The following is a 23,429-nucleotide window of genomic DNA, read 5'->3' as shown; positions in this document are numbered from 1 at the left end:
CGGTTCATGCGCCGGTAGCGCCGGGCCATGCCCGGCGAGCGAAGTGGATCGTGCGCTTCCGCCGGGCATGGCCCGGCGCTACCGTGAACGAGGCGCCCAAACGAAAAGGGGCCGGCAATGCCGGCCCCTCCGTTACACATGCACTTGCCGGATCAGTCAGCCCAGCGGCCGGCACCGGTGGACTGCGGCAGCACCTGCGCCGACAGCGGTCGGTCGTTGGCCAGCAGGTTCACCGCGTCGGCCAGGATCGAGGCCGACTCGCGCAGCAGCGGGTCCGGACGCTTCTCGGCAGCCTTCTCGCGCGCGGCATCCTTGACGATGTCGCGCTCGTTGCCGGTCAGGCCGTCATCGCTGCTGTCATCGGCCAGCGGGTCCAGGGCCAGGCCCAGTTCCTTGCGCTGCACCTGGCGCTCCTTGCGCTGGGTGTCCTGGCGCTCGCGTTCAGCGCGACGGGTCGCCTCGTTGAGCGAGATGTACTTCTTCGCCGCTTCGGTGCGGAACTGCTGCACGTCCTCATTCCACCACTGGAATTCCTTGTCGGTGGCGATACGGGTGTCGTGGCGGGTTTCCAGCTTCGGCAGCAGCGGCGCGAAGTTGCCGTACTGGGTGTGCGGCACGGCGGCGATGCGGGTCCACGGCAGCGCGTTGTCGTAGGTGCTCTCGCCGAATTCGGTGGCATCGACGCTGGCCGGGAAGGCCAGGTCCGGCACCACGCCCTTGTGCTGGGTGCTGCTGCCGCTGATGCGGAAGAACTGGGCAATGGTCAGCTTGACCTGGCCGAAGCGCTGGGTCTCGCCACTCGGCCAACGGTCGAGGTCGACGATGTTCTGCACGGTGCCCTTGCCGAAGCTGGTTTCACCGATCACCAGGCCACGGCCGTAGTCCTGGATGGCGCCGGCGAAGATTTCCGAGGCCGAGGCCGAACCACGGTTGATCAGCACCGCCAGCGGGCCATCCCACGCCACGCCCTGGTTGCGGTCGCTGTTGACGGTGACGCGGCCACCGGACTCGCGCACCTGCACCACCGGGCCCTGTTCGATGAACAGTCCGGTCAGTTCAATCGCTTCATCCAGCGAACCACCGCCATTGTTGCGCAGGTCCAGCACCACGCCGTCCAGCTTGTCGTTCTTGAAGCCGGCCAGCAGCTTGGCCACGTCGCGGGTGGCCGAGGCGTAGTCGGCGGCATTGCGGCGACGGCCTTCGAAGTCCTGGTAGAAGGTCGGCAGCTTGATCACGCCGATCTTGCGCGCCGGCTCGCCGTTGGCGGCCGGGATGGTCATGGTCTCGCCCTTGGCGGCCTGTTCGGCCAGGCGCACCTTCTGCCGGGTCAGCACCAGCGTGTGGTGCTTGCCGTCGGCACCTTCGGCGGCCGGAATGAACTCCAGCTTGACCTGGGTGTCCTTGGCGCCGCGGATCTTGGCCACGACATCGTCGATGCGCCAGCCGATCACGTCTTCGACCAGGCCGGACTTGCCCTGGCCAACGCCGACGATGCGGTCACCCGGCTTCAGCGTGCCGTCCACCGCCGCCGGGCCACCGGCGATGATCTCGCGGATCACCACCACGTCGTCCTGGCGCTGCAGCTGCGCACCGATACCTTCCAGCGACAGCGACATCGCCTGGTTGAAGTTCTCGGCGGTGCGCGGGGTGAAGTAATCGGTGTGCGGATCGACCGCGCTGGTGTACGAGTTCATGAAGAACTGGAAGACGTCTTCGCCCTTCAGTTCATTGACCGACTTCTCCAGCGTCGCGTAGCGCTTGTCCAGCGTCTTGCGGATGTCATCCGGCTTCTTGCCGGCCAGCTTCAGGCGCAGCCAGTCGTTCTTGACCGACTTGCGCCACAGCTCGTCCAGTTCGGCGCTGCTGGCCGCCCACGGCACCTTCTTGCGGTCGTACTCGAAGCGCTCGTCGGTGGTGAAGTCCGGCTCCTGCTTGAGCAGCTTGCGCGCATAGGCCACACGCTCGCCGACGCGCTGCTTGTAGACGGCGAACACCTGGAACGCCGGCTCCAGCTCGCCGCCACGGATGGCCGAAGAGATATTGGCTTCGAAGGGCGCGAAGCGCGCCACGTCGGCCTGGGTGAAATACTGCTTGCCGCCGTCCAGCGTTTCCAGATAGCGCTTGAACACGTCCTTGGAGGTGGCCTCGTCCAGCGCGCGCGGGCGGTAGGCGTAGCGGCTGTCGGACAGCAGGCCGTAGACCAGCTTGGAGGTGGTCACCTGGTCGGCGGTGGCCGCCGCGGGCAACGCGGGCGAGTCGGCCTTGGCCGCCAACGCCAGCGGCGCGACCAGCGCCAGGGCCATCAGGAATGCGGGGGCTTTGAATTTCATTGACGTGCTCGGAGGCGCCTTGCCAAGGGGGAGACTGCGTGGTGTTCAGACACCGCGACAGTGCCGAAAGTTGCCGGGTTTGTCACCCGGCCGCGCTCGGTGGAAAACCAGCCTAGCGGGGCCGGTGTAGCAAATTGTGAATGCATGTAGAGCCGAGCCCATGCTCGGCTGGCCGGCAGCAAGCAGCCGAGCATGGGTTCGGCTCTACGGCAGGCAGAGGTGTACAAACCAAGGTTCGCACCCACCAGGGCGGTTTGCACCCACCGAAGGTGGCGGGCCGCGCCCGCCTGGGGCGTCAGGAGACCCCTGCGCCCTTGGCCTGTACGTCGGCGTGGTACGACGAGCGCACCATCGGGCCGGAGGCCACGTGGCTGAAGCCCAGCTCGTAGCCGTAGTCTTCCAGCGCCTTGTAGTCTTCCGGGGTCCAGTACTTCAGCACCGGGTGGTGGTGCGCGGTCGGCTGCAGGTACTGGCCGATGGTGATCATGTCCACATCGTGCGCGCGCAGGTCGCGCATGGTGGCCTTGATCTGTTCGAAGTCTTCGCCCAGGCCCAGCATGATGCCGCTCTTGGTCGGCACGTCCGGGTGCTGTGCCTTGAAGTTCTTCAGCAGGTTCAGCGACCACTGGTAGTCCGCACCCGGGCGCACGTTGCGGTACAGGTCCGGCACGGTCTCGATGTTGTGGTTGAACACATCCGGCGGGTTCTGCGCCAGGATCTCCAGCGCGCGCTCCATGCGGCCCTTGCCACGGAAGTCCGGGGTCAGCACCTCGATGCGGGTGCCCGGCGACTTCTCGCGGATGGCGGTGATGCAGTCGACGAAGTGCTGGGCACCGCCGTCGCGCAGGTCATCGCGGTCGACGCTGGTCACCACCACGTACTTCAGGCCCATGTCGGCCACGGTCTGGCCGAGGCTGGCCGGTTCGTTGGCATCCGGCGGCTTCGGGCGGCCGTGGGCCACGTCGCAGAACGAGCAGCGGCGGGTGCAGACCTCGCCCAGGATCATGAAGGTGGCGGTGCCGTGGCCGAAGCACTCGTGGATGTTCGGGCAGCTGGCTTCCTCGCACACGGTCACCAGGCGGTTCTCGCGCAGCTTGGCCTTCAGGTTCTGCACGGCATTGCCCGAAGGAATGCGCACGCGGATCCAGGACGGCTTGCGCAGCACCGGTGCGTCGGCGAACTGCACCGGCGAGCGGTTGATCTTGTCACCGCCCAGCTGCTTGACCCCGGCCTGCAAAGGCGCGGCGGACGGGGAGTCGCCCTGCACGATCTGCAGGGGAATGGAACGGGCGGTGGTTTCAGTCATGGCAGTTCCGGGGGGCGGTCAGGCGGCCGCAGAAAGATCGGGCAGTTCGGGGGTGTGCTGCAGCAGCAGGCCGAACTGGCGGGCCAGGTGGTCCAGCAGCACCGGCTTGACGGCCTCCATCCCGGAGGGGCCGCCCAAGTCTACCACCGAGGTCACCTGCAACCCCTGGTAGCCACAGGGGTTGATGCGGTGGAAGGGTTCCAGATCCATGGCCACGTTGAAGGCCAGGCCATGGAAGGTGCAGCCGCGGCGCACGCGGATGCCGAGCGCGGCGATCTTGGCGCCACCGACGTAGACGCCCGGGGCGCCCTCGCGGCGTTCGGCGCCGATGTTCCACTCGCCCAGGGTATCGATGAGGGCCTGCTCGATGCGGCACACGTAGTCGCGCACGCCGATGCCCAGCCGCGGCAGGCGCAGCAACGGATAGACCACGATCTGGCCGGGGCCGTGATAGGTCACCTGGCCGCCACGGTCCACGTGCAGCACGGGGATATCGCCCGGCGCCAGCACGTGCTCGTCCTTGCCGGCCTGGCCCAGGGTGAACACCGGGTCGTGCTCGACCACCCACAGTTCGTCGGCATCGGTGTCACTGCGCTGGTCGGTGAAGCGCTGCATGGCGCGCCACACCGGCTCGTACGCCTGGCGGCCGAGGTCACGGACCACCGCCGGACGCGGCGCGCGGTCTTCCGGGGCGGCATCGGCCGGGCAGCTGTCGGCTACAGCGTCCACTTCACTTCCGGATGGTCGCGCAGCGCCTGGTGCGCCAGGTCGTACTGTTCGCGGCTCTCGGCCTTGAACACGATGCGGACGGACACGTACTTGCCGTTGGAGGAATGCTTCCAGCTGATGCGTTCATTGACGACATCGATGCCGGCAGCCAGCAGCAGGCGGGGGAGCTCATGTTCCAGGCCGCGGTTGGCCGGGCCCATGGCGCTGAGCTCGAACTGGCCGGGGAACTGGAAGCCGTGGTCGGGGTTGTCGGACTTGATTTCCATGGACCCATTATCGGGCCGCAGGGCAACAAACCCAAGAGTATTCATCAAAGTCAAAGGCGGCACGGGCGAGCCGCTGCGTTGCGGGGAGCGGCGGCGCCCTGTGGTGGCCAAACACCAGCTGACTGGAACCGGCACCCTGCCGGCCGGATCCGGGCATGGCACCGATCGCACGCATGTAACGAATTGTGTCCGCCGGACAATGTTGTTTTCGGAACAGACAAGTGATCGGAAAGCGCTCGTTCCGTCACGTACTCACGCGTACCGTGTCGTTGCATAGAACGACAGACAACCGCCCCCTTCCCCATGAGCATTCCATCCATGCGTAGCGTCGCAGTCCTCGGGCTGTCCGGCCTGCTGGCCGCCACCCTCCCCCTTGTCGCCCAGGCGGCCGAACAATGTGGCCCGGACGCGATGCGCGACCACCCGCCGCAGATCAACTTCCGCGTCGACAACGACCTGTTTGGTGGCCGCCACCAGGACCAGGGCTATACCAACGGCGCGCAGCTGACCCTGGTCTCGCCCAACCTGGTCGACTACACCGACGACCCCTGCCTGCCGCGCATGGCGCGCTGGGTGAACCAGTACCTGGAAGGCCTGCACCCCGGCAAGTTCGAGCAGCAGAACATGATCTTCAGCATCGGCCAGGGCATCTTCACCCCGACCGACCCGACCCGCCGCGACCTGATCGAGGATGACCGCCCGTATGCCGGCGTGCTGCTGGCCAGCTTCGGTTTCAACGCACGCAGCGGCGACCGCCTGCAGACCACCCAGCTGGCCGTGGGCGTGGTCGGGCCCTGGGCGCAGGGCAAGCAGGTGCAGGATGCCGTGCACAACATCCTCAACGACAAGAAGTTCGAGGGCTGGGACAACCAGCTGCACAACGAGCCGGTGTTCATGCTGACCCACGAGCGCATGCGCCGCTGGCCGGCCGATGCCAGCGTCAATGCCGGCGGCTGGGGCTGGGATGCGATCAGCCACTATGGTGGTGCGATCGGCAACCTGGAAACCAAGGCCAACGCCGGTGGCGAAGTGCGCTTCGGCTGGAAGCTGCCCGACGACTTCGGCAGCACGCCGCTGCGCCCGGCCGGCGAGAACACCGCGCCGACCCGTGGTGGCCGCCCCAGCGGCTGGTCCTGGCACCTGTTTGCGACCACCGACGCGGCATGGGTGATCCGCGACATCACCCTGGACGGCAATACCTTCCGCAACAGCCACAGCGTGGACAAGCGCCACGTGGTCGCCCAGGGCGGCTACGGCATCGCGGTGATGCGCGGGCGCTGGAAGTTCGCAGTGGCGCGCTACCACAGCACCCGCGAGTTCAATGGCCAGCGCCAGTCGCCGGTTTTCGGCAGCTTCACCATCAGCCGCTCGCTGTAAGCGAGGGGCTGAGGGTGAAGCGGGTAGGTGCCGACCGTTGGTCGGCACACCGGTTATTGCATCGCTCGCTGTAAGCGAGGGGCTGAGGGTGAAGCGGGTAGGTGCCGACCGTTGGTCGGCACACCGGCTATTGCATCGCTCGCTGTAAGCGAGGGGCTGAGGGTAGTGCCGGCCGCTGGCCGGCTGCTGCCATCTCCGGATGGGTTCATGGGGAGCCGGCCAGCGGCCGGCACTACCGACATCCCGCCCGAAACAAAAAGGCCGGCATTCGCCGGCCTTTTCATTCACCACGCCGGGGCGTGGCTCATTCCGATTCCCACCACATCCAGAAGCTGTCCCACAGGCGCTTGAAGAAGCCGGCCTGCTCGACGGCAGCCACGGCCACCAGCGGTGCCTCGGCGATGACCTTGCCATCCAGGGTGACCTTCACGGTGCCGATCTGCTGCCCGGCGGTGAACGGTGCTTCCAGGGTCTTGGGCACGTCGATGCTCGGCTTCAGGTCGTTGTAGCGGCCGCGCGGCACGCTGACCAGCATCGGCTGCGCCACGCCCAGCTGCACCTTGTCGGTGGTGCCCTTCCAGACCTTGTGCTCGGCCACGGCCTTGCCCGGTTCGTACAGGCGGTGAGTCTCGAAGAAGCGGAAGCCCCAGTTCAGCAGGGCCAGGCTGTCATCGGCACGCTGCTTCTCAGACGCACCGCCCAGCACCACGGCGATCAGGCGCTGGTCGCCGCGCTGGGCCGAGCTCATCAGGCAGTAGCCGGCCTCGGAGGTGTGGCCGGTCTTGATGCCGTCCACGCTGCCATCGCGCCACAACAGCAGGTTGCGGTTCGGCTGCTTGATGTTGCCGACCTGGAATTCCTTGATCTTGTTGTACGCGTAGGTTTCCGGGTAATCGCGCACCATCGCGCGGCCCAGCAGCGCCAGGTCGTAGGCGGTGCTGTGGTGGCCCTGCGCGGTCAGGCCATGGGCGTTGACGAAGTGCGAGTCCTTCATGCCGATCTTGGCGGCGTAGCTGTTCATCAGCGAGGCAAAGGCCTCTTCGCTGCCAGCCACATGTTCGGCCAGGGCGATCGCGGCGTCATTGCCGGACTGGATCGCCATGCCCTTTTCCATGTCTTCCAGGCGTGCAGTCTGGTTGACCGGGAAGCCGCTGTAGCTGCCATCGGTACCGGCGCCACCTTCGCGCCAGGCGCGCTCGCTCATCATCACCTGGTCATCTGCACGGACCTTGCCGTTCTTGACCTCGGCGGCGATCACGTAGGACGTCATCACCTTGGTGATGCTGGCCGGGGCCAGCTGCTCGTGGACGTTTTCGCCAGCCAGCACCTGGCCGGTGGCGTAATCCATCAGCACCCAGGCCTTGGACACGCTCGGCGCCGGGGCCGGCGGAGTGGCGACGGTGGCCGGGGCGGCAGCGGCGGCGGCGGGCGCCGGCGTGGCCGGAGTCGGCAGCGGCGTCTGGGCGGAAGCCAGGCCCACCACCAGGGTGGCGGCCAGGGCGGTGGCGGCGGAACGGAAATTCATTGGACAGCAGGCTCCAGGGGACGGCCGGGAATGGAGGGTGGAACGTAACGGCCATTGTAAGGCCGGGGGAGCATGGGCCGGCAGCACCGGCCCGGGCGGATCAATCCTTGACGATCTGCGGCGAACCCAGGCCAAGACCGGCGATGCGACCGACAAGTTCCGCAGCACTGGCATGGTCGCTGGCGGGAACACGCAGGCGGAACAGGGTACGGCCGCCGGCGGCGATGTCACTGATGGTCGCGCCGACGATGCCGGCGGCACTGAGCTGGCCCATCGCACGGTTGGCGTTGTCGCGGTTGGAGAAGCTGGCGACCTGCACCATCACCGCGCCGACCATCTGCTGCGACAGGCTGGGCGCCGCCGGGGCGGCACGCACCGGTGCCGGTGCAACCGTGCGCGGGGCCGTGCTGGCGACAACGGCCGGGGCCGGCGCGGGGTTGCGCACCACGGGCGCACTCGGCGGCAGGCTGCTGACCGCCACGTCCGGCGCGGTGCTGGCCACGCCCTGGGTGGTGGCCGGCTGGCCGCGCGCCGGGGCGCCATCGGTCGGCAGGCGGTTGACCAGGCGATCGATGTCGCTGTCGGTGGAAGCACGCGGAGCCGGCACCGGGCGCGCACTGGCCACGGCGGTGGCAGCGGCAGCTTCGGCAGCGCGACGCTCGCGACGCGACGGCTTCTGCGCCATCAGGTTGCTCTCGCCCGGCTGCAGCGCGCGCACCTCGACATTGCCGGTACCGCGCTGGGTGATGCCCAGGCGCACGGCGGCGGCGTAGCTGAGATCGACCACGCGGCCATCGTGGAACGGGCCACGATCATTGACGCGCACGATCACAGACTCGCCGTTGTCCAGATTGGTCACGCGGGCGAAGCTGGGCAGCGGCAGCGTCTTGTGCGCGGCGGTGAACTGGTACATGTCGTAGACCTCGCGGTTGGAGGTCAGGCGGCCATGGAACTTGGCGCCGTAGTACGAGGCGGTGCCACGCTCGACATAGTTACGCGTGTCGTCAAGCACGTTGTACGACTTGCCCAGCACCACGTACGGCGTCTTGTTGCCGATCGCCGAGCGTTCCTCGGCGGTCACTTCCGGCTCGGGAATGCAGGCCACGTTCGGAATGTAGGTGGGCGTGCTGTCCTTCACCCCGGGCTTGTACAGGCCACCGGCGGTGTAATTGCCGCGGGTGCTGAGGTCTTCCTTGGCCGCCGCATACGGCGAACCCTCCGGGCAGTGCGCCGGTCGCGAACCACGCCCCTGCACCAGCGTACCGCTGGACTTGCCGCCATGGCCGGCCGTGGCCGGCTTCTTCGGCGCGCTGCTGCAGGCCGCCAGCGCGAGGACGATCAAGCTCGGGACCAGCCATCTGATGTTCATGCCGGGGGCAGCTCCTGTCCGGCGATGGCCTGGGACAGCTGGAACACGGCCATCGCGTACATCTTCGAGAGGTTGTAGCGGGTGATCGCGTAGTAGTTCTGGAAGCCCAGCCAGTACTGCTTGCCGGTGCTGCCTTCAAGCGTGATCGGCGTGGCCGTGGCGCCCGGCTGCACTGCTGCGCTGGGCTGGTAGCCGCGCTGCGCCAGGTCGGCCAGCGACCAGGTGGGCATCCATTCGGTCGGGTTGAACTCTTCGCGGCCCGGCGCCAGCGTGGCCGGTACGGCCACCTGGCCACCACGCACCCAGCCGCCCTTCTTCACGAAGTAGTTGGCGATGGACGAGAACACGTCATCGTAGCTGTTGAACAGGTCGCGACGACCATCGCCGTTGCCATCCACCGCGTAATCGAGGTAACTGGACGGCATGAACTGGCCCATGCCCATCGCACCGGCATAACTGCCCTTGAGCGTGGTGATGTCCAGCTGTTCTTCGCGGCCCAGCTCGAACAGCTTGGCCAGCTCATCGCGGAAGAACAGTTCGCGCCGCACTTCGCGTTCCAGCTTGGCCGGGTCGCCGCTGCGCGGGTAGTAGAACGCCAGCGTGTACAGCGCATCGAGCACGCGATGGCTGCCGGCATTCTTTCCGTAGCTGGTTTCCACGCCGATGATGGCCACGATCACTTCGGCCGGCACGCCGGTGCGCTGCTGCACGCGATCCAGTTCGGCGCGGTGCTCGGCCAGGAACGCGCGACCGCCATCGATGCGTGCCTTGCTGATGAACATCGGCCGGTATTCGTTCCACGGCTTGACCCGCTCGGCCGGGCGCGACATCGCGGCGATGATCGGCTGGCGCACCTGCGCCTGGTCCAGCACGCTGCTGATCTGCTCCGGCTTCAGGCCATAGCGCTTGGCGGTATCGGCAACGAAGCGGGCCCGCGCGGTCTCGAACGGCACCGGGGTGAGATCAACCGGCGGCGCGCTGGCGGCGGTGGCTTCGGGTGCAGCCTCGGCCGGGCCATGGGCCTTGGTGGCGGGCTGGCGCGGCGTACTGCTGGCCTGGGGCGAAGACGGTGGGGACTTCGGCTGGGTCGCGCAGGCGACCAGGCCGAGGGTGAGCATGCAGGCCAGAGTGCGTCGAATCATCGTCGCAGGTTAGCAGGTCATGGATGAATTAAAACCCCTAACACCATGAATCACAACGATTTGCCCGCGTTCAGCGGGAAATGTGAAGACGTCGTGATCGTGTTTCCCCATTCAGATAGAGGTGGCCGGTTGCGTCCCCATCCCCGCAGACGCAACCGGCGACCGGATCCGGTCGATACCTGCGCGGCTGCCGCTCCCCAGTGGCAGTGCCCCGCGCTCCTTGTATCCGTTGGATCAGTACTGCTCCCGCCCGACGCCCCCTCGCGCTGCAACGATTGACGGCGCGCCGTGCCGAACGGGCCGCCATTGTGCAGGCCGATTACGACAAGTCCATTGATCAGGATCAACGCGGCGTAAAAGTGTGAGCTCTTTAACAATTTTTATGGACTTTGGTCAGTTGCAGTGCTCCCGCGCGTTGTTGTGAGAACGCTTCCACAACAGGCGTTGCGCAGAGTCAGGAAGGTTCCAGCCAACGGCGCAGCCCCTCGTGGGTGGCCGCGCAAAGCAGTTCATGGGTGGGGCCGGGTAGATGGGCTGCGCAGGGGACGCTGCAAGTACGTCCATGTAAGCTCGGTCGCCGCATCCATGCGGCTCACGCCCCTGCGCAGCCCATCTACCCGGCCATGGACAGGTTCCGTGCGCGTCTACCCACGGAGAAGAAAGAGAAGATCAAACGCAAAAGCAGCCTGGCAGGCCGCTATTTGTAGAGCCGAGCCCACGCTCGGCTCATTTCCGCCCGGTCCGCGAAGCCGAGCGTGGGCTCGGCTCTACACGAGCAAGCGCAGCGCTGCGATCCGCTGTTGATCTTCTCTTTCTTCTCCGTGGGTGGACGACCCAGGAACCTGTCAGCGGCCGGGTGGGTGGGTAGTGCGGGGTGTCCGCGGCATGGATGCCGCGGCCAAGCCCCCAAGGATGGGTTCACGGCGTCCCCGCACTGCCCACCCGCCCGGCCAGCCCTCAGCACTCCGGCTTTCAGCGACCAACCCCACCCACGAGGGGCTGCGCCGTTGGCTGGAAACCCTATCCCCCGTGCACGGGACGGTGCCCACGTACCGCCATCACCAGTCCGATGCCGGCCAGCAGCGAGACCGCCGAGGTGCCGCCATAACTGATCAAGGGCATCGGAATGCCCACCACCGGCAGCAGGCCGGAAATCATCCCGCCATTCACCAGTACATAGACGAAGAACGCCAGCCCCAGACTGCCGGCCAGCAACCGCGCGTGCGTGTCGCGCGCATGCACCGCGATCCACAGGCAGCGCCCGACCACGAACAGGTACAGCGCGAACACGCTGGCCACGCCGATCCAGCCGAACTCTTCGGCCAGAACCGAGAACGCAAAGTCCGTGGTGTACTCGGGCAGGAAATCCAGCGTGGCCTGCGTGCCCTGCCCCCAGCCACGCCCGTCCCAGCCACCGGATCCGATCGCGATGCGCGACTGCAGGATGTTCCAGCCGGTACCGAGTGGATCGGCCGCCGGGTCGAGGAAGGTCAGCACGCGATCCTTCTGGTACTGCCGCAACAGGCCGAACCAGGCCAGCGGCGCGGCCACTGCCAGGCCCGTCGCGCCGGTCGCCACCCAGCCCCAGTGCAGCCCGGCCAACAGCAGCGCGAACACGCCGCTGGCGGTGACCAGGGTGGCGGTGCCGAGGTTGGGCTGCATCAGGATCAACACGGCGGGTACGCCGATCAGGACGGCAGCGATCAGCACCGTGCGCGGTGACGGGGGCAGCGGCTGCCGATGCAGGTACCAGGCCATCATCAGCGGCAGGCTGAGCTTGAGCAGCTCGGACGGCTGCAGGTAGAACACGCCGAGATTGAGCCAGCGCTGCCCATACTTGCCGGTGCCGATCACGTACACCGCCATCAGCGGCAGCATCGACAGCGCGTAGATCGCAGGGGTCCACGCGCGCAGTCGGAGCAGCGAAACGCGCGACAGGAGCCACATCGACGCCAGGCCACCGGCAAAACGCGCCGCCTGCCCGGCCACCGGGCCGGACACGCTATGCAGCACCGCCAGGCCGGCGCCCATCAGGATCAACAGCGCGACGAGCAACGGCAGATCAATCGTGCGCACTGCCTCACGGCAGCCGCCAAGCAGTCGTTTCCATTCCACGCGGGCACGGTAGCAACGCGCGCTTGCGTGAAGCTGTCAGCGCGGCGCCGCATTTGTAGAGTCGAGCCATGCTCGACTGCCTTTCATACAGCAGAAGCAGCCGAGCATGGCTCGGCTCTACAGGAGTCAGGAGCAGGAAGCGCGGCGGCTAGCCGTAGCCGCCGTGCACCGGGTTGTGGCTGCGCACCGCCATCACCAGTCCGAAGCCGGCCAGCAGCGATACGGCCGAAGTGCCGCCGTAGCTGATCAGCGGCATCGGCACGCCCACCACCGGCAGCAGGCCGGAAATCATCCCGCCGTTCACCAGTACGTAGACGAAGAAGGCCAGGCCGGTGGCACCGGCCAGCAGGCGCGAATAGGAATCGCGCGACTGGCTGGCAATCCACAGGCAGCGCCCGATCACCACCAGGTACAGGGTCAGCACCAGGGCCACGCCCATCCAGCCGAATTCCTCGCTCAGCACCGAGAACGCGAAGTCGGTGGTCTGCTCGGGAATGAAGTTCAGGTGCGACTGCGAGCCCTCGCCCCAGCCCTTGCCATCGAAGCCGCCGGAACCAATCGCGATCTTCGACTGGATGATGTTCCAGCCGGCCCCCAGCGCATCCATCTCCGGGTCCAGGAACATCATGATGCGGTCCTTCTGGTACGGCCGCAGCAGCCAGAACCAGGCCACCGGCGCGACCGCAGCCACGCCGCCCACGCCCAGGCCGACCCACCACCACGGCAGGCCCGCCAGCAGCAGCACGAACACGCCGCTGGCGGCGATCAGCACGCCGGTACCGAAGTCCGGCTGCAGCATCACCAGGCCGGTCGGCACGCCGATGATGACCAGCGCCACGAGCACGGTGTTGAAGCGCGGCGGCAGCGGCATCCTGTGCAGGTACCAGGCCACCATCATCGGCAGGCTCACCTTCAGCAGCTCGGCCGGCTGCAGGTAGAAGAATTTCAGGTCCAGCCACTGCCGGCCGTACTTGCCGGTGCCGAGCACGAACACCGCCAGCAGCGGAATCATGGAGATCGCATAGATCATCGGCGTGGCCGAGCGGATGCGCAGGATCGGCACCCGCGAGATACCCCACAGCGCGGCCATGCCCACTGCGAAGCGCGCGCCCTGCGCCATCACCAGGCCATCGCCACCGGCGCTCTTCAAGGTGGCCAGGCCGATCACCATCAGCGCGCCCAGGGCCAGGCACAGCACCCAGTCCAGCGTGCTGAAGAAGCGGCGCAGCATGTCGCCGGCCCAGCGCAGGAATACTTTCATCGTGCGGGCTCCGCAACCGTCGGGCGTGGCGTGGCCGGCAGTGCGGCGGCGGCCGGCGTACCCGGCTGCGGCGCAGGTGCAGGTTCCGGCGCAGGCACGCCGACCAGCACCGGGTGTTCGCCCAGCTGCGCGGCAGCCAGGTCACCGGCCTGGCGTGCGCCGGCGTCTTCGTTGTCGAACGCGGTGGCGCCGATGGCGGTGGTGCCACGCTCGCTGTCCAGCGGCTGCATGCCTTCGGGCATCTTGCCCAGCAGGTAGGCGTCGAACACTTTGCGTGCGATCGGCGCAGCAGCCGAACCACCGTAGCCACCACCTTCCACCGCCACCGCAATCGCGATCACCGGGTTTTCGACCGGCGCGAAGCCGACGAACAGCGCGCGGTGGCGCAGGTGCATCGGCAGGCTCTTCGGGTTCACGGCAGCGGTGCCCTTGCGGCTGATGACCTGCGCGGTACCGGTCTTGCCGGCCATCACGTACGGCGCACCGACCGCCACGCGCCAGCCACTGCCACCGGGCCGCATGGTCGCCATCATGCCCTCGCGCACGGCCTGCACGTTGTTGGCATTGGGGCTGACCGGCTTGCTTTCGCCGGGCGGCGTCGCCGTCCAGTCGCTGTCGAAGCCCTCGCGCTGCTGGATCACCAGGTGCGGGGTGCGCAGCTGGCCGTCGGCCAGCCCGCTGACGCCCCGCGCCAGCTGCAGCGGGGTGACCTTCCAGTCGCCCTGGCCGATGCTGATGTTGACGGTGTCGCCGGGGTACCAGGCTTCCTTGCGGCTCTTCCGCTTGTAGGCCGGCGACGGCAGGATGCCGCCGATCTCGCCGGTCAGGTCGATGCCGGTCGGCTGGCCGAAGCCGTAGTACTCCATGTAATGGTCGAAGCGCTCGATGCCCAGGTCCAGCGCCAGCTTGTAGTAGTAGGTGTTGACCGATTCGGCGATGGACTTGCGCAGGTCGGTCCAGCCGTGGCCGCCACGGTGGGCGTCACCCCAGCCGCGCGAAGTGCCCGGCAGGTAGAACATGCCGGTGGACAGCACCTTGTCTTCCGGGCGGCGCACGCCCGAATCCAGCCCGGCCAGGCCGATCAGCGGCTTCAGCGTGGAACCGGGGGCGACGCCACCCAGCACCAGCCGGTTGAACTGCGGCCGCGACGGGTTCTCGTTCAGCGCCTTGAAGTCGGCATGGGAGATGCCGTTGACGAACAGGTTCGGGTCGTACGACGGCAGGCTGACCATGGCCAGCACTTCGCCGGTACGCGGGTCCATCGCCACCGCCGAGCCTTCCTGGTCACCGAAGGCGGCGACCATGGCCCGCTGCAGGTCGGCGTCGATGGACAGGCGCAGGTCGGCACCGGACTGCGCAGCGACACGACCAATGGTGCGGATGGCACGGCCCTGCACGTTGGTCTCGACCTGCTCGTAGCCGACCTTGCCGCGCAGCTGCTGCTCGTAATAGCGCTCCAGGCCGGACTTGCCGATGTGGGTCAGCGCGGCATTGCCTTCGCCGAGGATCTCCAGATCCTTGTCGTCGACACGGCCGACGTAGCCGATGATGTGCGCGAACAGGTCGCCGTACGGATAACGCCGGGTCAGGTAAGGCTCCAGCTCGACGCCGGGGAAGCGCCAGCGGTCGACGGCGAAACGCGCCATCTCCTCGTCGCTCATGCGCAGCTTCAGCGTGACCGGCAGGAACTTGCGGCGCGCCTTGCGCGACTTGTTGAACGCTTCCAGCTCTTCCGGGCTGATGCTGATGATCTTCGCCAGCCCTTCGAGGGTGGCGTCCATGTCCTTGACCTTGTCCGGGGTCACGTCCAGGCGGAAGGCCGGCACGTTCTCGGCCAGCAGGCGGCCGTTGCGGTCGTAGATCATGCCGCGCCCGGGCACCACCGGTCGCGGCTTGATGCGGTTGGCTTCCGAACGCGTGGCGTAGACGTCGTGGTCCAGCACCTGCAGCTTGAAGTACCAGCCGCCCAGGCCCAGCAGGCAGACCAGCACGCCCAGGAAACCCAGCGCCGCACGGCGGCGGAACTGTTCGGCTTCAGCGTGCGGATTCTTGACCTGGCGACGCGGGATCATGGCTCAGCGCCCGCGCTTGCCGAAGCGCACCGCGTCCAGCAGCACGAATACCAGCGGCCACAGGCCCATGCCCAGCAGCGGCGCCCACCAGTACGACCACGGCAGGGTCGGCTCGCCCACCAGGATATGCACCAGCGCGCTGACGATGCGGTCGTTGAACAGCAGGCCGCCGATGGCCAGCATCTGCTGCGACATCGGGAAGAAGCGGATACGGGCGCGGAAGCGCTGCAGGATGAAGGCCAGCATCACCAGCCGCAGCGACTGTTCACCGAGCACGCCGCCGTACAGCAGGTCGGCGATGACGCCGCTGGCGAAAGCGATGCCCAGGCCGACGCGCTCGGGCGTCTCGATCACCCAGTACGCCAGCACCAGCGCCAGCCAGTACGGGCGCAGTGGCTGCAGCAGCGCCGGCAGCGGCAGCAGGCCCAGCAGCAGGGCCACCACCAGGCTGGCCGGCAATACCCACGGGTTGTCGCGCAGGCGGCTCATCGCTGTGCCTCCGGCGTGGTCGGTTGCCGGCCAGCGGCCGGCACTACCGTAGAGCTGGCTGGGGTGGAGCCCCCTTGTTGTTCAAGGGGGCGCGCCAACGGCGCGGGGTTAAGGGAGGATGCGGGGGCAACAGTCCTCGTTTGCGACGAGGGCTGTTGCCGGCCAGCGGCCGGCACTACCGGCACTACCGTGGAGCCGGCTGGGGGAGAGCCCCCCTCTTGTCGAGGGGGGCGCGCCGAAGGCGCGGGGGTAAGGGAGGATGCGCGGGCCGGTTGCGCCGAAGGTGCAGTCGGCTCAAGGGGGCGCGCCAACGGCGCGGGGTCAAGGGAGGATGCGGGGGCAACAGTCCTCGTTTGCGACGAGGGCTGTTGCCGGCCAGCGGCCGGCACTACCGTAGAGCTGGCTGGGGTGGAGCCCCCCTCTTGTTGAGGGGCGCGCGCCGAAGGCGCGGGGGTAAGGTGGGATGCCCCCCCGGCAGCCTGGTTTGCCGAAGGCAAACCAGGCTGAGGCAATTCGCCTGCCTGCGGCAAGCGAATTGCCGCACCCGGGCGCAGCAGCAGCACATCGCGGCCGCGGTCCAGCTGGGCGGCCGGCTTCAGTTCACCGACCAGGAAGGCATGGGTGTCGTCCGGGCGCAGGCCGGTGATGGTGCCGACCGGGAAGCCGGCCGGGAAGCGGCCGCCGAGGCCGGAGGTGACGATCTCATCCCCCACTTCCACGCCGGCGCTGAGCGGGATGTCGCGCAGTTCCAGTTTGTCACCGCGGCCGTAGACGATCAGGCGTACGCCGTTGCGGGCCACGGTGACCGGCACCGCGTGGTCGGGGTCGGTCAGCAGCAGCACGGTGGAGGTGCCGCCGGTGACGCTGATCACCTGCCCCATCAGGCCACCGGCATCGATCACCGCCTGGCCGACATGCACGCCTTCGCGGCTGCCGGCGTCGAGCACCAGGCGCTGCTTCACCGGATCCAGGTCGATATCCAGGATCGGCGCCAGCTGCACGTCCAGGCCACTGCGCTCGGCCACGTTCAGCAGTTCGCGCAGCTGGGCGTTGTCCAGCGCGGCGGTCTGCAGGCGGGTCAGGCGCGCGTTGGCCAGCAGCAGCTGGTTGCGCAGTTCGCGGTTCTCGGTGACCAGCTGGGTGTGGCTGGCCGCGGAATCCTTGACCTGGTTGCCGAGCTTGCCGGGCAGGCCGGCCAGCGCCCACACAGGCTGCACCAGGCTGTTGGCCTGCTCACGCAGGCGCGCCAGCCAACCCGCCTGATCGTCAAGGACGATCAGGGTGATGGCCAATGCAAGGTAGGCCAGCAACCGCAGGGGGCTGGCGGCATCACCGGATCGGGAGGCAACGGGAGGACCGGCGTAGGGCGGCACGGCAACGATTCAACTGGCAGAAGGCGGAGGGGAAACACGCGGACGCCCCGCCGGTGCCGGCCCGCCATCGCGGCGGGCCGCACCCCGGAAGGGCGCGGCGGGCAGGAACGGCCGGGACGGCTTATTCCGGCGCAAAGAACTCGTTGCCGTGCATGTCCACCAGCTCCAGCGCACGACCGCCACCGCGGGCCACGCAGGTCAGCGGATCGTCAGCCACCTGCACGTGCAGGCCGGTTTCCTCGGAGATCAAGCGGTCCAGGTCGCGCAGCAGGGCGCCGCCGCCGGTCAGCACGATGCCGCGCTCGGCAACGTCGGCACACAGTTCCGGCGGGGTCTGCTCCAGCGCCAGCTTGACCGCGCTGACGATGCCCGACAGCGGTTCGTGCAGGGCTTCGAGCACCTCGTTGGAGCTGATCTTGATCATCTTCGGCACGCCCTCGGCGAGGTTGCGGCCGGAGATCTCCAGCTCCTGCACCTCGGCCTGCGGGTAGGCACAGCCCAGCTCGACCTTGATGCGCTCGGCGGTGGCTTCACCGATCAGCATGCCGTGGTTGCGGCGCACGTAGTTGGTGATGGATTCGTCGAAGCGGTCGCCACCGATGCGGACCGAGGCCGAATAGACGATGCCGTTGAGCGAGATCACCGCCACTTCGGTGGTGCCGCCGCCGATGTCGATGACCATCGAGCCACGGGCTTCGGTGACCGGCATGCCGGCACCGATCGCGGCAGCCATCGGCTCTTCGATCAGGTACACGTCACGGGCACCGGCTTCCTCGGCCGATTCCTTGATCGCGCGGCGCTCGACCTGGGTCGAACCGGCCGGCACGCACACCAGCACGCGCGGGCTCGGGCGCAGCACGCGCGACTTGTGCACCTTCTTGATGAAGTGCTTGAGCATCGCCTCGGTGTAGGTGAAGTCGGCGATGACGCCGTCCTTCATCGGGCGGATGGTGGTGATGTGGCCCGGGGTACGGCCGAGCATCTGCTTGGCCTCGGCGCCAACGGCTGCCACCGAGCGGGTGCCACCAATGGCACGGTCCTGGCGCACGGCCACGACCGACGGCTCGTTCAGCACGATCCCCTGCCCGCGCACGTAGATGAGGGTGTTGGCCGTGCCCAGGTCGATGGACAGGTCGTTGGAGAACATGCCACGGAGTTTCTTGAACATCTGAGGAAGGAGTCCTGAGGGGTGTCGTGCCCGCCGCGGGATGGCGAAAAAATGGGCAGAAATCGAGGCCGACAAGCCTAGCAACCCGCCTGCCGCCGAGCAAGGAAAAAACTAGCTGAACCCGCGTCTTCACAGGCTTTCGGCCTGATCGGGCATCACCCGGTTCTGGCCCTGAGCGGCACCAGCGGGTAACCTTTGCGCCGTCGGGCGCCCAAGGGCGCCGTTTGCTTGCCCGCTGAACCGGGCCGGCCCATCCCAAAATTCACCGCATAGGCTTACATCGATGTCCGCTCTGATCTGTGGTTCTCTTGCCTTCGACACCATCATGGTGTTCCCGGACCAGTTCAAGAATCACATCCTGCCGGACAAGGTGCACATCCTGAACGTGTCGTTCCTGGTCCCCCGCATGCGCCGCGAGTTCGGCGGCTGCGCCGGCAACATCGCCTACAACCTGCACCTGCTGGGCGGCCAGCCGATCCCGATGGGCACCGTGGGTTCGGACTTCGGCCCGTACCGCGAATACTTCGAAGGCCTGGGCATCGACCTGACGCGCGTGCGCGTGATCGATGAGCTGTTCACCCCGCAGGCGTTCATCACCACCGACCACGACAACAACCAGATCACCGCCTTCCACCCGGGCGCGATGATGCGTTCCTACGAGAACCACGTGCGTGGCGTGCCGGGCGTGACCCTGGGCCTGGTCGGCCCGGATGGCCGCGAAGGCATGATCCAGAACGCGCAGGAATTCCACGAAGACGGCATCCCGTTCATCTTCGACCCGGGCCAGGCCATGCCGCTGTTCAACGGCCCGGAGCTGCGCGCCTTCATCGACCAGGCCGATTACGTGGTGGTCAACGACTACGAGTCGAACCTGCTGCAGGAGCGCACCGGCTGGGACGAAAAGGAGATCGTCAGCCGGGTCAAGGCCTACATCACCACCCGCGGCCCGAAGGGCGCGGTCATCCACACCCCGGAAAAGAGCTACGACATCCCGCCGGCGCACGAGCGCCGCGTGGTCGACCCGACCGGCTGTGGCGACGCCTTCCGCGCCGGCCTGATCTACGGCATCCAGAAGGGCTACGACTGGCTGACCATCGGCCGCATGGGCAACCTGATGGGCGCGCTGAAGGTCGAGCACCCGGGCACGCAGAACCAGCGCTTCACCTTTGACGAGTTCAACGAGCAGTTCAAGCAGCAGTTCGGTTACGCGCTGGGCGCGTAAACGAACTGCCCGCGCACCCGCTCGGTGGGTGTCGACCCTGGTCGACACGCTGTGCCCTGGTAGGTGTCGACCTTGGTCGACACTGCCGGCCAGCGGCCGGCACTACCCTCTGCGCTGCCAGGCGGCCAACAGGTCGCGGCAATCAGCGAAATGCCAGTCGGCATGGCCCGGCCACGGGTTCTCCGGCAGGTTGACCAGCACGGTGTGGGTGCCCGCGGCACGGCCGCACTCCAGATCGTAGGCGTGGTCACCGACCATCACCGCCTTGGCAGGCCCGATGCCCCAACGCCGCAGATGCTGCTGCAGGCCATCCGGTGAGGGCTTGGGCACCGCTTCATCGCGGCCGATGATGTCGGCATCGTCGAACAGTCCCCCAACCCCGATCGCGTCCAGCGTCAGCTTCGCCAGCGCATGATCGTTGCGGGTGAGGATGCCCAGCCGGCAGCCCGCGGCCGCCAGCGCGCGCAGCAGCTTCACCGCGCCCGGCGCCGGTAGCGCGTCCTCGGCCAGCGCGCGCTCGTGATCCAGCAGCCAGGCCCGCTTGGCCTGCGCCGGTGCCTCCGGCAGCGCCGCGATATGGTCGAGGATGTCTTCCTCGGCCGCGATCTGCAGTGCGCGGCGGATCGCGGCGAAATCATGCACGGCTACCGTCAGCGTGCCGTCCATGTCGAACACCCAGTGCCGGATCGCGGACAACGCGTGCACTGCGCTGCCCGTTGCGATCATCACTGCCACCACTGCGGCATGCGGCTGGCGTCGACACCGCCGGTCTCGAACACGGCCGTGCGCGTGCCGCCGGCCTTGACCGGGAACTCGATGCTGATCGACTTGCCCTTGCGCGCCAGCTTCCACAGCGCCTTCTGGTCGGTGATGAACATCGCAATGGCTTCATCGGTCTTTGGCCGCCAGGCGGCCATCGACACCGGCTTGCCGTCGTCCACTGTCACCTTCACCGTGCACTGCGGGCAGCGGAAATCGCCGGCCTGCAGCACCAGGTAGGCATGCCGCTTCCACTCCGGATGATCGCGGAACACCAGCTGCACCGGCTTGGCGCCGCTGCCATCCACGTCCACGCGTTCCTTGCTGTAGATCTGCGCCGAGACCTGATTGCCCTTGCTGCCGACCGGAATCTGGTTGTACTGCCACAGCCCCTGCATGCGGCGCAGGTCGCGCGCGGCATCGCCCTTGGCCTTTACTTCATCGAAACCGGCCGCGATGCGCTCAGCGGCGGCGGTGTCCTTGTACTGGTCCAGCAGCGAGGCACCATGCAGGCGCGCGCGCTCCCAGTCCTGCGCGGCTACGGCCATGTCGTACTGCTTGGCGACGTCCTCGGCCTTGGCCTCCTTCTGCGCCTGCACGGCCGCCGCGGCGGCTTCCTGCGCCTTGCGCTCTTCCTCAGGGTTGCTGCAGGCGGCCAGGGCCAGGGTACAGGCGGTGAGCAGGATCAGTCGTTTCATGGCGGAGGTCCTTGGTGTATTCGCATTCTTGTAGAGTCGAGCCATGCTCGACTGACCATTCAACAGCCAGTCGAGCATGGCTCGACTCTACAAAAAAAGCGCCGGGGGATGCCCGGCGCGTTTTTCTTACTTGGCTTCGGCCTTGGCCAGCATGTCCTGCACCGAGGCGGTGGTGATCGGGTGGTAGCCCGGCTTGGCCTTCTCGAAGGCCTGCTTGGCCAACTCCAGACCCTTCGGGGTCTTCACCAGTTCGGCGTAGATCGGCATGATCAGCTTGCGACGGCCGACCCGCTCGATGAACGCGGCTGCGCCTTCATTGGCCTGCTCGTAGCCGCTGCGGATCGCCAGCGGGTACCAGCGCATGGCGATCTCGCCATTCGGGGTGCCGGTGAAGTGGAAGGCCTTGTCCAGCGTGGCCAGCTTGTCCAGCGGCTGGGTCGCGCCCAGGCCGTCGATGAAGCGCACCCATTCCTGCGTGCTCCAGTCGGCGATGACCTGGCTGCTCGGCACGGTGCCGGCGCTGGCAAACGCGATGCGCGCGGTATCGACGCTGCTGAAGTTGCGCGACTGCGCCTTGGCCGCGAACGCCGGGATGCCCGGCTCGTCCAGCCATGCCTTCAGTTCGGCTTCGGTCACTGCCGACGGATTCTTCGGCAGCAGGTTCTTCTTCATGTAGTCGACGAACTGGTCGGTGTTCGCGCTCTGGAAGGCATGGTCATCGAACCAGCCACGCAGGAACGGGTCGAAGGTCTCGCGGCCGAAGCGCTGTTCCAGGAACTCCAGGAACCACGAACCCTTGACGTAGGCGACCTGGCTGAGGGCTTCGTCGGGGTCGCGCTCGTTCAGCGGCGGCAGCGCCAGCGCCTGGTCGGCCGGGCTCATGTCCTTCACTTCGGCCAGCAGGTCGGTCTGGTCGATCTGCTTCTCCATCTCGGCCATCTCCTTGCCGTACAGGGCTTCGGTGATGCGGCCCTGGACGTAGGTGGTGAAGCCTTCATTGAGCCAGATGTCCTTCCAGCTGGCGTTGGTCACCAGGTTGCCCGACCAGCTGTGCGCCAGTTCGTGGGCGACCAGCGAGACCAGCGACTTGTCGCCGACGATCACGGTCGGGGTGGCGAAGGTCAGGCGTGGGTTTTCCATGCCGCCGAACGGGAACGACGGTGGCAGCACCAGCATGTCGTAGCGGCCCCAGCGGTATTCGCCGTACAGCTTCTCGGCGGCACCGATCATCTTCTCGGTGTCTTCGAATTCCTTGGCGGCCTTGTTGACCATGGTCGGCTCGGCCCAGACGCCGGAGCGACCGGAGATCGGCTCGAACACCAGGTCGCCGGCGGCGATGGCCAGCAGGTAGGACGGAATCGGCTGCGGCATCTTGAAGGTGTAGTCACCATCACGCGCGGCCTTCGGATCGTTGTCGGCGCTCATCAGCACCATCACGTCCGGGCGCGAGACCACGTGCGCGCTGTAGGTGAAGCGCACGCTCGGGGTGTCCTGCAGCGGCACCCAGGAGCGGGCGTGGATGGCCTGCGACTGGCTGAACATGAAGGGCAGCTTCTTGCCCTCGGTCATCGACGGTGCCAGCCACTGCAGGCCCGAGGCGGTCGGCGCGGTGTGGTAGGTCACTTCCACCTTGGCCGGCTGTTCCGGGGCCTCGATGGTCAGCTTGCTGCCGAACACCTTGTCAGCGGCGGCCAGCTCGAACTTCAGCGGGCTGCGCGCGCCATCGGCGGCAACGGCCTCGACCTTGGACACGGTCAGCTCGCGGGTGTCGAGCACCAGCTGCCTGGCGTCCTTCTGCTTCCATTCCAGGGTGTAGGTGGCGGTGCCGCCGATCTGCTTCTGGTCGAAGTCCAGCTTCAGGTCCAGCGCGATGTCCTTGATGGCGACCTTGTCCGGCTCGGCGTACGAGCTTTCGTCGTGGCTGCGGTTCTCGGCGTTCACGGGGGCGGCGGGGGCCTTTTCGGCAGTCGGTGCGGCGGCGGGCGCGGCCGCCTCCTGGGAGCAGCCGGCGGCCAGGGCCACGGCCAGCGGAAGGAGCATCAGCGGATTACGCATGAATCGGGACCGTTACGGGGATCAGACCCCCAATGGTACCTCCCCCGGGCCACGCAGGCGTTGCGCGGTGCGGGGTAATGGCGGGCACAGCGCCGGTAGTGGCGGGGGGGGGGGGGGGGCCCCCCCCCCCCCGGGGGGGGGGGGGGGGGGGGGGGGGGGGGTGRGGGGGGGGG

General features: G+C 67.5%; 18 protein-coding genes. 2 read left to right on the top strand and 16 right to left on the bottom strand.

What is annotated here, in order from left to right; translation table 11 throughout:
* Positions 1–152 precede the first annotated feature (152 nt).
* From D7T59_RS19020 to D7T59_RS19005, 4 genes are all read right to left on the bottom strand, one after another.
* Complete coding sequence (locus tag D7T59_RS19020) at positions 153–2,330, bottom strand: carboxy terminal-processing peptidase (RefSeq protein WP_049447829.1); 2,178 nt, start codon at positions 2,328–2,330, stop codon at positions 153–155.
* Positions 2,331–2,625: 295 nt separating this feature from the next.
* The gene (gene lipA, locus D7T59_RS19015; protein WP_111173743.1) at positions 2,626–3,636 is read right to left on the bottom strand and encodes a lipoyl synthase; all 1,011 of its coding nucleotides are present in this window, start codon (positions 3,634–3,636) and stop codon (positions 2,626–2,628) included.
* A gap of 18 nt (positions 3,637–3,654) precedes the next feature.
* Entirely contained in the window at positions 3,655–4,365 is a 711-nt protein-coding gene (lipB, locus tag D7T59_RS19010) for a lipoyl(octanoyl) transferase LipB (RefSeq protein ID WP_180852858.1), read from the bottom strand.
* Positions 4,353–4,631, bottom strand: coding sequence for a YbeD family protein (locus D7T59_RS19005; RefSeq protein ID WP_005411067.1), 279 nt, complete (start codon positions 4,629–4,631; stop codon positions 4,353–4,355). Before D7T59_RS19005 ends, lipB begins: the two co-directional genes overlap by 13 nt.
* 303 nt (positions 4,632–4,934) lie before the next feature.
* On the opposite strand from D7T59_RS19005, the gene D7T59_RS19000 reads away from it, so the two are divergent.
* Positions 4,935–6,008 (top strand): lipid A deacylase LpxR family protein, encoded by a 1,074-nt coding sequence (locus tag D7T59_RS19000; RefSeq protein ID WP_180852857.1) that lies wholly within the window; start codon positions 4,935–4,937, stop codon positions 6,006–6,008.
* Positions 6,009–6,312: 304 nt separating this feature from the next.
* Here the strand turns inward: D7T59_RS19000 and D7T59_RS18995 are convergent, their stop codons facing one another.
* The 9 genes from D7T59_RS18995 to D7T59_RS18955 all read right to left on the bottom strand — a co-directional run bounded on the left by D7T59_RS18995 (position 6,313) and on the right by D7T59_RS18955 (position 18,522).
* Positions 6,313–7,533, bottom strand: a complete 1,221-nt coding sequence (locus tag D7T59_RS18995; RefSeq protein ID WP_049447834.1) for a D-alanyl-D-alanine carboxypeptidase family protein — start codon at positions 7,531–7,533, stop codon at positions 6,313–6,315.
* Between the two features lie 100 nt (positions 7,534–7,633).
* Positions 7,634–8,902, bottom strand: a complete 1,269-nt coding sequence (locus D7T59_RS18990) for a septal ring lytic transglycosylase RlpA family protein (RefSeq protein ID WP_180852856.1) — start codon at positions 8,900–8,902, stop codon at positions 7,634–7,636.
* Positions 8,899–10,044 (bottom strand): lytic murein transglycosylase B, encoded by a 1,146-nt coding sequence (gene mltB / locus D7T59_RS18985; protein WP_180852855.1) that lies wholly within the window; start codon positions 10,042–10,044, stop codon positions 8,899–8,901. The genes D7T59_RS18990 and mltB overlap by 4 nt, the downstream gene beginning before the upstream one ends.
* A 1,020-nt stretch (positions 10,045–11,064) precedes the next feature.
* Positions 11,065–12,159: a rod shape-determining protein RodA gene (rodA, locus tag D7T59_RS18980; protein WP_180852854.1), complete on the bottom strand. Its 1,095-nt coding sequence runs from the start codon at positions 12,157–12,159 to the stop codon at positions 11,065–11,067.
* Between the two features lie 148 nt (positions 12,160–12,307).
* Positions 12,308–13,420, bottom strand: a complete 1,113-nt coding sequence (gene rodA / locus D7T59_RS18975; RefSeq protein ID WP_164136562.1) for a rod shape-determining protein RodA — start codon at positions 13,418–13,420, stop codon at positions 12,308–12,310.
* On the bottom strand, positions 13,417–15,492 hold the full coding sequence (gene mrdA / locus D7T59_RS18970; RefSeq protein WP_164136563.1) for a penicillin-binding protein 2: 2,076 nt from the start codon (positions 15,490–15,492) through the stop codon (positions 13,417–13,419). Before mrdA ends, rodA (D7T59_RS18975) begins: the two co-directional genes overlap by 4 nt.
* 3 nt (positions 15,493–15,495) lie before the next feature.
* Complete coding sequence (mreD, locus tag D7T59_RS18965; RefSeq protein ID WP_164136564.1) at positions 15,496–15,981, bottom strand: rod shape-determining protein MreD; 486 nt, start codon at positions 15,979–15,981, stop codon at positions 15,496–15,498.
* Positions 15,978–17,354 (bottom strand): rod shape-determining protein MreC, encoded by a 1,377-nt coding sequence (mreC, locus tag D7T59_RS18960; RefSeq protein ID WP_180852853.1) that lies wholly within the window; start codon positions 17,352–17,354, stop codon positions 15,978–15,980. Before mreC ends, mreD begins: the two co-directional genes overlap by 4 nt.
* Before the next feature lie 121 nt (positions 17,355–17,475).
* Positions 17,476–18,522, bottom strand: a complete 1,047-nt coding sequence (locus tag D7T59_RS18955) for a rod shape-determining protein (RefSeq protein ID WP_005411077.1) — start codon at positions 18,520–18,522, stop codon at positions 17,476–17,478.
* 283 nt (positions 18,523–18,805) lie between these two features.
* On the opposite strand from D7T59_RS18955, the gene D7T59_RS18950 reads away from it, so the two are divergent.
* Positions 18,806–19,744, top strand: a complete 939-nt coding sequence (locus D7T59_RS18950; protein ID WP_134951036.1) for a carbohydrate kinase family protein — start codon at positions 18,806–18,808, stop codon at positions 19,742–19,744.
* Between the two features lie 102 nt (positions 19,745–19,846).
* Here D7T59_RS18950 and D7T59_RS18945 read toward each other — a convergent pair whose 3' ends face one another.
* The 3 genes from D7T59_RS18945 to D7T59_RS18935 form a co-directional block, all read right to left on the bottom strand.
* Positions 19,847–20,470, bottom strand: a complete 624-nt coding sequence (locus D7T59_RS18945; protein ID WP_180852852.1) for an HAD family hydrolase — start codon at positions 20,468–20,470, stop codon at positions 19,847–19,849.
* A complete protein-coding gene (locus D7T59_RS18940; protein ID WP_164136567.1) occupies positions 20,470–21,201 on the bottom strand; it encodes a hypothetical protein in 732 nt (243 codons plus the stop codon). The genes D7T59_RS18945 and D7T59_RS18940 overlap by 1 nt, the downstream gene beginning before the upstream one ends.
* A 126-nt stretch (positions 21,202–21,327) precedes the next feature.
* Positions 21,328–23,256, bottom strand: a complete 1,929-nt coding sequence (locus D7T59_RS18935; RefSeq protein ID WP_180852851.1) for a M1 family metallopeptidase — start codon at positions 23,254–23,256, stop codon at positions 21,328–21,330.
* Positions 23,257–23,429 lie beyond the last annotated feature (173 nt).

The sequence above is a fragment of the Stenotrophomonas maltophilia genome, from assembly GCF_013464915.1.
Lineage (GTDB): Bacteria > Pseudomonadota > Gammaproteobacteria > Xanthomonadales > Xanthomonadaceae > Stenotrophomonas > Stenotrophomonas maltophilia_AT.
Note: the sequence above shows the minus strand (reverse complement) of the source record. Positions and strands in the feature narration are given on the sequence as shown.